7 protein-coding genes and 1 pseudogene are annotated in these 9,897 nt (G+C 36.5%); 1 reads left to right on the top strand and 7 read right to left on the bottom strand.

Going from position 1 to position 9,897, the window contains the following annotated elements; translation table 11 throughout:
* Positions 1-180: 180 nt before the first annotated feature.
* The 7 genes and pseudogenes from larC to uxaC all read right to left on the bottom strand — a co-directional run bounded on the left by larC (position 181) and on the right by uxaC (position 8,203).
* Positions 181-1,500: pseudogene (gene larC, locus LC095_RS20765) on the bottom strand (nickel pincer cofactor biosynthesis protein LarC).
* Positions 1,497-2,252: a nickel pincer cofactor biosynthesis protein LarB gene (gene larB, locus LC095_RS20760; protein ID WP_226529985.1), complete on the bottom strand. Its 756-nt coding sequence runs from the start codon at positions 2,250-2,252 to the stop codon at positions 1,497-1,499. Before larB ends, larC begins: the two are co-directional and overlap by 4 nt.
* 47 nt (positions 2,253-2,299) lie before the next feature.
* Positions 2,300-3,772, bottom strand: coding sequence for a gluconokinase (locus LC095_RS20755; RefSeq protein WP_226529984.1), 1,473 nt, complete (start codon positions 3,770-3,772; stop codon positions 2,300-2,302).
* A 70-nt stretch (positions 3,773-3,842) separates the two neighbouring features.
* Positions 3,843-4,640: an ATP-dependent sacrificial sulfur transferase LarE gene (larE, locus tag LC095_RS20750; RefSeq protein WP_226529983.1), complete on the bottom strand. Its 798-nt coding sequence runs from the start codon at positions 4,638-4,640 to the stop codon at positions 3,843-3,845.
* Between the two features lie 44 nt (positions 4,641-4,684).
* Positions 4,685-5,455 carry an SDR family oxidoreductase gene (locus LC095_RS20745; protein ID WP_226529982.1) on the bottom strand — a complete coding sequence of 257 codons (771 nt, stop codon included), beginning with the start codon at positions 5,453-5,455 and terminating at the stop codon, positions 4,685-4,687.
* 60 nt (positions 5,456-5,515) lie between these two features.
* Positions 5,516-6,784: a lactate racemase domain-containing protein gene (locus tag LC095_RS20740; RefSeq protein WP_226529981.1), complete on the bottom strand. Its 1,269-nt coding sequence runs from the start codon at positions 6,782-6,784 to the stop codon at positions 5,516-5,518.
* Between the two features lie 15 nt (positions 6,785-6,799).
* Entirely contained in the window at positions 6,800-8,203 is a 1,404-nt protein-coding gene (gene uxaC / locus LC095_RS20735; protein WP_226529980.1) for a glucuronate isomerase, read from the bottom strand.
* Positions 8,204-8,695: 492 nt separating this feature from the next.
* Between uxaC and LC095_RS20730 the strand changes: the two genes are divergently transcribed.
* Positions 8,696-9,865, top strand: a complete 1,170-nt coding sequence (locus LC095_RS20730) for an ROK family transcriptional regulator (protein WP_226529979.1) — start codon at positions 8,696-8,698, stop codon at positions 9,863-9,865.
* The last annotated feature ends 32 nt before the right edge of the window (positions 9,866-9,897 follow it).

The raw sequence follows: 9,897 nt of genomic DNA, 5'->3' as shown, positions 1-9,897 counted from the left end.
GTATTGAACATAAATATCACCCTCCCAATTAGTTATCTATATTATACCAAATTAACGCGGTGAAAAGTTAAAGTATTCAGATAAAAATAATAGGCTGCCGAGGTTTCTCGACAGCCTGACTTCAATTCCCTATTAAGGAATTGAAGCCTTTTAAACTGATAATCGAATGTATTATGCTAGCTAATCCAATTGCTTCCAAACTTGTTCATACACTTTTTTCAATGGAACATTATATGTGTTTGCAATCTTCTTACAATCCTCAAACTCCGGTGCTCTTTGGATAACTTGCCCATTATACATACCTTCCTTAACAGTTACATGTCCCCACTTAGTTTGCACTTGACGAAATGTCCTTTCAGCCCTAAACACGGTTAAAGGATAATATCTTATTCCAAGTGTTGTTGTTTCTTTAAGCAGAATATCTCTTATCGTTTCAAGTTTTTCACAATGACATAAGAGCTGAAGCAAAACCCCGGGCCGATTTTTTTTCATATAAATTGGTGTATAAAAGACATCATTTGCCCCTGCCTCAAAAAGCAGATCCATCACATATCCTAGCCATTCCCCGGAGATGTCATCAAGATTTACTTCTACCTTAAGCATTTGATCATCAATATGTTCCTCGTTTGGAGGCGGATGAGAAATCATATCATTACTCCTATCTGTTACCTATTCTCCTATCACAACTCTTAAAACATTTGGTCGATCTTTAAATGTTTTGGTTCCCGCTCCATATCCGATTGCTTGAATTTCCATAGATGGCAGCGTACAAAACTCTTCAGCTAAAACGGATACAATAGCAGCTCCTGTCGGGGTAGTTAATTCAAATCGAACATCACTTTGCTCAATTGGAACACCTTTTAACATTTCTAAAGTTGCAGGGGCTGGAACGGGATATATTCCATGATCAATGTGAATTCTTCCTGTGCCTACTGGAATGGCAGAAGATTTTATTTTTTTAATATCTAATTGATGTAGTAAAATAGCAGCTCCGACAATGTCTATAATTGAGTCGACAGCCCCAACTTCATGAAAATGAACTTTATCCAAAGGTAAACCATGTATATGTCCCTCTGCTTCTCCAATTTTTCTAAACACATGTAATGCCGTTTCTGTTACTTCATTTGAAAACCCTGCTGACTCTATCAAATGAACAATGTCCTTGTATGTTCTGTGATGATGAGCATGATGATGGTGGTGGCTATGTCCATGATGATGATCATGAACATGATGATGGTCGTGCTCATGATGGTGGTCATGTTCATGTTGATGTTGATGCTCATGATGGTGATCATCCTGATTCTTTAGTATGACATCAAATTTTGTACATGTAATCCCGTTTTTAACAGTTTTTGTCCATTGAAGTTGATATTCTTCTTCGATTTTAAGTTTCTTTAATTCTTCTTCAAGGGATAACGGATCTCCTCCTACATCAATAAGAGCACCGATCATCATGTCCCCGCTAATTCCAGAAAAACAGTCTAAATAAAGTGTTTTCATTGTTGTACTTCCCCTTTTTGAGCTAGTTGATCAATTAAAACTGCGTTATATGCTGCTCCAAAGCCATTATCAATATTCACAACACTAATGCCTGATGCACATGAATTTAACATCGTAAGTAAGGCGGATAATCCATTGAAATTTGCCCCATAGCCAACACTGGTTGGAACGGCTAGGATTGGATGACTAACGAGCCCCCCAACAACACTAGGAAGGGCCCCCTCCATTCCCGCAACAACAACAGAAACTGTAGCATTTTGGATCTCTTCTATATGATCAAATAACCGATGAATACCTGCTACTCCTACATCATAAAATCTCCTGACATTGCTGCCTAATGCCTCAGCAGTTAATGCCGCTTCTTCTGCAACCTTTAAATCCGATGTTCCTGCACAGACAATGGCGATATAACCTTTTGAATTCACAACTTCCTTTTCATTTTTCCAAAAAAGGATTTGTGCGGTTTCATTATAAATAAATTCAGGATACTCTTCTAAAATATGTGCTGCTTTTTCTTCCGAGATCCGTGTAACGAGTACATTATTTTCTTTGGAACGTATAGCTTTTATAATGGCTAAAATTTGCTCTTTTGATTTTCCTTCACCGTAAACGACTTCCGGGAACCCTTGTCGTTTCTTCCGATGATGATCGACCTTTGCAAATCCTAGGTTTTCATATGTTGAAAGCTTGTCCTTTGCTTCATTGATGCTTAATGACCCTGTTTGTACCTGCTTTAAAATATCTTCAAGCATTAATTTTCACTCACCTTAGTTTAAGCTCTTTCCTTATTATTCTTATTTTAAAAATGCTTTGCTATGTCTTTGGCCAATGATTCATATTTTTTATAGATTTCTAAGTAGGTATTATGATTATTTTCATTTGGTATAATTGGAGGACTCATTGGAATATTTTCTTTGATTTTTTCAAAGGAAGGTACTTTACCTAGAGCGACTAACCCTGTCCAAGCCGCACCCCATGCTGCGCTATGATGACTTTCAGAAACATAAACATTCTTTCCAAAAATATCAGCCAACATTTGAAGCCACAGCTTTGATCTAGACAATCCACCATTCACAAAGATCTTTTCAGGTTCCCCAGCCTGGCTTTCTAAACTTTGTCCAATTTGATAAAGATTAAATGTAATTCCTTCTAAAACTGCACGAACAAAATGTTCTTTCTTATGAGTAATATTCATCCCGAAAAAATTACCTTTAGCCTGTTGATTCCATAATGGTGCTCTTTCTCCATTGATATACGGAAGGAATAGTAACCCACCAGCACCTGGAGCTGTTTTTTCAGCTTCTTTTGTAAACTCATCAAAACTTCCTTCATAGTTTAAAAGTTCTTTTAACCATTGTAGCGCTATTCCGCCATTGTTTGTAGGACCGCCAATAATTGAATCATCTTCTGTAAATGCATAGCAAAATGTTTCACGTTCATTCGTTATGCTGAAACCTTTAGTAAATTGTCTGATAGCTCCACTTGTTCCAGCTGTAATGGCTACTTCTCCCGGAGAAATTGCCCCTATACCTAAGTTAGCCAATTGTCCATCTGCTGATCCTAGTACGAATGGTAAATCCTCTGTGATTCCCATTTCTTCTGCAAGCTCTATTTTTATGCCATGTAAGACCAAAGTAGGCGAAGCTACTTCCGATAGCTGCTCCTTCCTAAGACCAGTCATCTCCAATAGTTCAAGATCCCAATCAAGTGTATGAGCATTCATCAAACCTGTTGCAGCCGCCATTGAATAATCAACGACCCGTTTGTTAAACCATTTTAAGAGGATATATTCTTTTATTGAAATAAAATACGTTGCTTTCTCATAAGGCTCATATCCTGACTCTTTCATCCAAAGTAATTTTGATAGTGGAGTCATTGGATGAATCGGCACACCAGTTTTTTGAAACACATTCGTTCCATCATTTTGCTTCAGCTTTTCTGCTTGCTCAGTACTTCTTCCGTCTGCCCAAATGATTGCTTTCGATAACGGTTGATACTCCTCATCAATACAGACTAATGAGTGCATAGCAGATGAAAAACTAATCGTAACCAATTCATTCTTTCGAAGATTCGCTTTCTTTATCACATTACGTACTGCTTTTACAGCAAACTGTTCTATTTCAACAGGGTCTTGTTCAACCCAACCTTGTTGCGGGTATAGAGATGTAATGTGTTCTTCTGATTCTGTGATTACTTTTCCATTCATATCAAAAACAACTGCTTTTACACTTGTTGTTCCAATATCAAGTCCAATAACAAACTCATTTAACATATAATCATCTTCCTTTGACAGTATTCATTTCCATAGAAAAGGCCTTGGACGATTTCCAAAGCCTGTTTGATTATGAAAGAACCTTATTCATACTACCGCTCTTATATCCAACTAAATCTAATGTTATATATTTATATCCGTATTTTGTTAGTTCACTAGCTATTTTATCATGGTTTTCAAGGACAATCTTCATATCGCTTGGTTCAACCTCTATTCTAGCCATTTCCTGATGTGTTCGAACACGAACCTGACGAATATGAAAAGTTTTTAAATAAGCTTCTGCTTTTTCAATTTTAGTCAGCTTCTCAATTGTAATCTTATCTCCATAAGCAATTCTTGAAGACAGACAAGCAAAAGAAGGCTTATTCCATGTAGGTAAATCCAAATCTCTAGAGAGCTCTCTTATTTCATCTTTAAATAAGTTTGCTTCCTGCAAAGGACCACGTATTCCTTTCTCCTTCGCAGCTTTCATACCCGGTCGAAATTCGTTTAAATCATCTGCAATAACACCATATATGATATTTTTAAATCCCTCTTTTTCCATGACAGGAATGATATGCTCAAATAAACTGTTTTTGCAGAAATAACACCGATTTCGATCATTTTCTGTATAACCTGGAATGGCTAGTTCTGACGTTTCAATCACTCTATGATTTGCCCCAATTTTTTTAGCTAACTCTTTTGCCTCTTCAAGCTCGCTAGAAGGATATGTTTCAGAATCTGCTGTTATTGCCAGTACATGCTCAGGTCCTAATGTATCTACAGCCACCTTTAGCAGGAAGGTACTATCTACTCCACCTGAAAAAGCGACAACAACTGATTGCATTTCTCGGAGAATGGACACTAAGTTTTGTAGTTTTTCATTCATCGCTGCCTTCTCCTTTCTTTCTATCAAACGATTAATCTAAAACATTAGATTGTCATACTTCCGAAACCACCGTCAACACGAATCATCGCACCTGTTACAAAGCTTGATGCTCTTTCTGAAGAAAGCCAAACAGCAGCACCTTGGAGCTCATCCGGGCTACCGAATCGTTTCATAGGTGTATGATTCATAATGGATTCGACACGCTCTTCACTTAAAATTTTACGATTCTGTTCAGCAGGGAAGAAACCAGGAATGATCGCGTTTACCCGAATACCATGTGGTGCAAATTCACGCGCCAGGAACTGTGTCATGCTATTAACTCCTGCCTTTGAAACCGAATACGTAAACACTTTTGAAAGTGGTGTTGTTGAAGAAACAGATGATATATTAATAATACTTCCTTTTCTTCCTTGTTCAATCATTTTCTTAGCAAAAATTTGACAAGTAATCATCATTCCTTTTAGATTCACATCCATGATGTCATCCCATTCTTCATCACTAATTTCAAAAAACGGTGTTGAGCTGTTTTTCCCTGGAGCATTTAGAAGGATATCAAATCCACCTGACCATTCTTCAATTTCTTTTACCACATTTTCTAAAGATTCACGAGCGCTTACATCTGCCTGGAATGCTTTGGCTATTCCGCCTGTCTCTTCGATTTCTTGTACAACCTTGTTTGCTTTTTCAAGATTACGGCCAACAATCGCAATCTTAGCTCCATGAGCAGATAGCCCCCCGGCAATAGATGAACCTAATACACTGTTACCACCTATCGCTACCGCTGTTTTTCCAGTTAAATCAAATAAATTAGACATTCTAGAAATCCCCCTCATTTTATTTATAATATAAATGACATATGTTAATTTAATAAAAAATTATGATAAATTCCCTTCATCATTAAATGGAAGTTCAAAAAGATCTGATAATTGTTCCATATCCGGATGCTGGGTAACATGATCAATCAAAGCTTCCGATACTTCAATTTCAGCAATCTCTAAAGTATTTTTTATACGAACCATCTTTACCTTTGTAAAATCAAGAATATTACATGTTTTAATTGCTGCTTTAATCGCATCTTTATCATTTGCTAATGTAGTAGCGATTTTAGTAGGTGCACAAACGGTTGAAGTTAATCCGTTTGCATACGTTACTTCCCTGTCCATTTTGTCTACTAGACGTTGAGTTGTAAAATCAGCTGTCCCTACACCATTGGCATTTCCTTCTGTTTGATGTGTCAGATCAAGCACGACCATTTTATTTACATCAGGACCACCCTTTGCGTAAGGTGTTGGATATCGCCCTGTAATATTTGGATCCATTCCGTCTCCACTGATGTTTTTTCCAATCTCATCGATAACCAGCACGTCAATTTGATCAAAGAACAGCTTTGGCAAAAGTTGTTTTGCTAATGCTTGAAGAGCTGGTTCCTTTTCTTCGATCTCCTCAACAGGTAAAACCTCAATTCTTGCTACTCTGTCAAATGCGTTTTCAAGTGTTGCTACTCCGAATAAAATTGGTGTTTTTTCCATCATCATTTTTGCCATTGCCGGAACATTTTCCGCCATATATTTAAACCCTAACTGATGGGTAGCTTCTGCTCCCTTTTGTTTTCCCAATCCGATACTGATCATTTTCATAATACCGCTCTCAACTGGTCCACGAAATGCAGTATGTGGCTTAATACGATTAATAACAACAATCCCGTCTGCTTGTGAAGCATATTTATCAATATAAACTGGTAAGCCATTCGGTAATTCCCCTAGTTTTATCACATCCATCGAGGAACGAATTTCTGCTTTCACACTTTCTTCTGTAACTCCGAGATGGGCTAAAACTTCACGTTGTCCTTCAGCAGTCGCACCACCATGACTTCCCATACTTGGAACTATAAATGGAACAGCACCTAAATCCTTTAAAAACTGCACGGTATGTGCCGTGATTTCTACAAGTCGATCCATCCCCCGGCTACCAACAGCAATAGCAATTTCCATACCAGGTCTCACCTTTGAGCGAATGGATGCTTGTTGCAATTTTTCATTCATTGCTTGTTCTAAATTCTCTATTTTTGTATTGTCAAAGTTCTGTTTCACTTTGGCCATTTTCGGAACAGGAATGTCCTTTAATAGATCTTGAAGAATACCCATAACTTTTTATCTCCTTTATCTTACAGAAAAATATTTTTGTGCATTGTTAAAACCAATGTTTTCAACCATCTGTTTTAATATTTTTTCATCATTTGGTACTTTTCCTTCTTCAACCCACTCACCAATGATATTACAAACAATTCTTCTGAAATATTCGTGTCGAACATAAGATAAGAGACTGCGCGAATCAGTTGTCATTCCGATAAAGTGACTTAGTATGCCTAAATTCGCTAAGTCTGTCATTTGTCGGACCATGCCATCATATTGATCATTAAACCACCAGCCTGAGCCGAATTGGACTTTACCCGGAATACCTTCTTCAAAGAAGTTGCCAATCATCGTCCCTAATACATAATTATCACGTGGATTTAAATTATATAGGACAGTTCTAGGTAAGCTTCTTTCTTGATCTAATGTATCCAAGAAGCATGATAATCCTTCTGCGAGCAACTGATCCCCGATTGAATCAAATCCGCCATCTGCACCAATTTTCTCTTGCATAAACGTATTATTATTTCGTAATGCCCCCATATGCAATTGCATGACCCACTCTTTATTAGCATACATTTTTCCTAACTCTACAAGGAGATAGGAACGATATCCAATGAGCTCCTCATTTGTAAGTACTTCGTTATTTAATCTCTTTTGGAAAATCTGTTCAACATCACTTTTCGGTATTTGCATATATGCCATTAGTTGAATATCATGATCAGATGCATAACAGCCATTTTCAGCAAAATAATCAACTCTTTGCTGCAATGCAGTTACTAAACCATCAAATGTTTGAATGTTTATTCCTGAAGCAGACTCTAATTTTTTCAACCATTCCGGAAAGCTAACTCTTTCAAGATAAAGAGCCTGGTCAGGACGAAATGTTGGAGCAACTTCCACTTCAAAAGCTGTATCTTCTTTTATTAACTTATGAAATTCTAGTGTATCAGTCGGGTCATCTGTCGTACCTACTAATTGAACATTCGATCTTTCAATATATCGGCGAGGTGTATAGTCCTCTGTTTGAAGCTTCTCATTACATTCTTCCCAAATCTCCTTCGCTGTATCAGGTGACAGAAGTTTATTGATTCCAAAGAACGTTCTTAGCTCCATATGTGTCCAGTGATATAAAGGATTTCCAAATAAATGCGGAACTGTTTCTGCCCATGCCTCGAATTTCTCCCAATCACTTGCATGACCTGTGATTAAATCTTCTTTTACACCATGAATACGCATTGCACGCCATTTATAATGATCACCAGCAAGCCAAAGCTGTGTAATATTCTCAAATGTTTGATTTTCATAGATTTCTTTAGGACTAAGATGACAATGATAGTCGAATATTGGCAAGTCCTTCATAATGTTATGATAAAGATTTTCTGCCGTAGAATTAGTTAATAAGAATGAATCACTTAAAAACGGTTTCATTTTATCTCCTCCGTACCCTGTTATTCTTCAAAGTTTTTAGTATATACTCTTTTTGTCATGAACATTTGTGTTATAATGAGGTTATTCTTATTAATTAGTTTACAAAACAAATTAATAATCTATGTGTAGAATATCATTTCTATTATTTCACGTCAATCATTTGTATACCACTTCTCTATGACTGTTTTTCAGCAAAAGTGAAAGAATGTATAATATTTTAATTGGTACTTTTAGTTTGGCTGTTTTCCAGAAGATATGTTTTTTAATAAGTAGTTTGTAAAAACTATATAGGTTGATTGGATTGGAAGGTGCGAGACTCCTGTGGGAGGGGGAGACCCTGCAAACGCATAACGTTGAGAAGGCTCACCGCCCACCCCACGGTAAGAGAGCATCCTGGAGATAAAATCAACCACCCAACACATATTACAAAGCAACAAAGTTTGAGAAAACAGCCTTAAGAGTTTTTTTAAAAAAAATTTAAGGGTGATTTACATGGCGATAGGTGACGCTGCTTATATAAAAAGTATTAATAGACGTTTAATCATAAGTAAAATTATTGAAGCAGGAATGATCTCCAGAGCAGATCTATCAAAAATTACAAAATTAACAAGAGCCACCATTTCTGTTCAAGTAGCTGATTTATTAGAAGAAGAATTAATTGTTGAATCACATCAGGAACATAGCAGTGTCGGAAGAAAGCCGATTATGCTATCTTTAAATCGGTATGCTGGATACGCTTTAGGCATTGATCTTGACAGTAAGTATATTACCTTCACACTATCTGATTTAGCTGGCAATCCTATAAATACTGACATGATTGAGTTATTTCATTCGGATTATGATCAGATAGTAGGTATGTTGGTGGAACAAATAAAAAATTATGAAGAGAAATACCAGAATTCCCGGTTTGGTATTATAGGTATTGTGATAGGTGTACACGGTATTGTTTCTAAAGATGAAATGATTAATTTCGTTCCTCAACACAGATGGGAAAATAAAAACCTGAAGGAAGATTTAGAAAAAAACCTTAATCTACCGGTCCATGTTGAAAACAATGCAAATTTATGCTCTATTGCAGAAAAGGTATTTAAACATCACCAAAGTGAGAATTTGACAAGTATTAGCATGTACTCAGGCATCGGATTAGGTGTGCTAATTAATGGTGAGCTCTTAAAAGGATATAACGGCTATGCAGGAGAAATGGGGCACATGATCATCATACCAAACGGAAAACAATGTAACTGTGGTAATTTAGGATGCTGGGAGCTGTACGCATCTGAAATTAGCTTATTTAACCAGCTCGCGGAGGCATATCCTGAAAAAAACATTTCTTACGCTGAGATACAAACTTTAATAAGTTCAAAAGATTCATTAACTTGTTCTCTCTTTGAACAATTTATTCAATATGTTTCCATAGGATTAAACAATATTATTAATTTATTTAATCCGGAAACATTAGTTCTAAATTCTGAGTTATTAAAGCTATATCCCGATGCTATTCAAAAAATAAAATCTAACCTCACTTCTTCAATTAGCCATTATCAAGAATTAATGATTTCTGACTTTGGAAAACAGGCAGCAGTAATGGGTGCTTGTGCATTAGCGATTAAAGACTTCTTAGAAGTTCCTGAACTGCGCTTAAATTTGGAAAATCATTACTGATCTAAATAATATTAATCGCATGTTAAATGAAA

The sequence above is a fragment of the Metabacillus niabensis genome, assembly GCF_020524345.1.
Classification (GTDB): domain Bacteria; phylum Bacillota; class Bacilli; order Bacillales; family Bacillaceae; genus Metabacillus; species Metabacillus niabensis_B.
Note: the sequence above shows the minus strand (reverse complement) of the source record. Positions and strands in the feature narration are given on the sequence as shown.